This is a genomic window from Actinomadura chokoriensis, from assembly GCF_039529475.1.
GTDB classification, from domain to species: domain Bacteria; phylum Actinomycetota; class Actinomycetes; order Streptosporangiales; family Streptosporangiaceae; genus Spirillospora; species Spirillospora bangladeshensis.
This window is the reverse complement of the sequence record NZ_BAAAMW010000086.1, coordinates 1-550: the sequence shown is the minus strand read 5'-3', so window position 1 is coordinate 550 and position 550 is coordinate 1. Positions and strand designations below refer to the sequence as shown.

Here is a 550-nt window from a genome sequence, read left to right as displayed (position 1 = left end):
CCGACCGCGCGTCGGCGAAGCTGATCTCGATGGGCTCGCGGCTGCGGGTCCGGATGCGGTTCCGGAACTCGTCGGCCAGCATGGCGTTCTCGGCGCTCGCCATGCGGCCCTCCACGGGCTGGCCGCGCAGCTGCTCGAACGTCGCGGCGGTCCGCGCGTCACGCTGCGCGCGTTCCTGCTCGGCCTTCAGGCGCGCGTCGAGCGCGTCGAGGTCGGCGCTCACGCGCACGTACGCGGCATCCTCTTCGGCGGTCAGCTCCCGCTTCTCGCGGTCCGCGGTGTCGAGGATGGCCTTCGCCTGATTCCATGCCTGCTGGCGCTGCTCGTCGAGCAGGCGCATGTAGGTGTTCTGCATGTGCGGTTCTCTCCGGTCCGGAGGCGCACCGCCTGGTGCGCCTGCAACGTCCGGAACCGCGGCACCGCCCTAGGGCCTGTTTCGAAGTGAGATGAGTGGCGGCGTGTCGTGCGCCGGACGCGGTGAGGTCTCCGGTAGAGCGTTCATCGACCAAGAAGAACAACACCGGAGACCTCGTGGCCACCCTAGCGGTGA

The 550-nt window shown here is 69.6% G+C and carries 1 protein-coding gene; it reads right to left on the bottom strand.

Features of this window, described 5'->3' with window-relative positions:
- On the bottom strand, nucleotides 1-355 hold a 355-nt coding region (locus ABFX46_RS43360; RefSeq protein ID WP_346050476.1), incomplete at its 3' end, for a hypothetical protein.
- Between the last annotated feature and the right edge of the window lie 195 nt (nucleotides 356-550).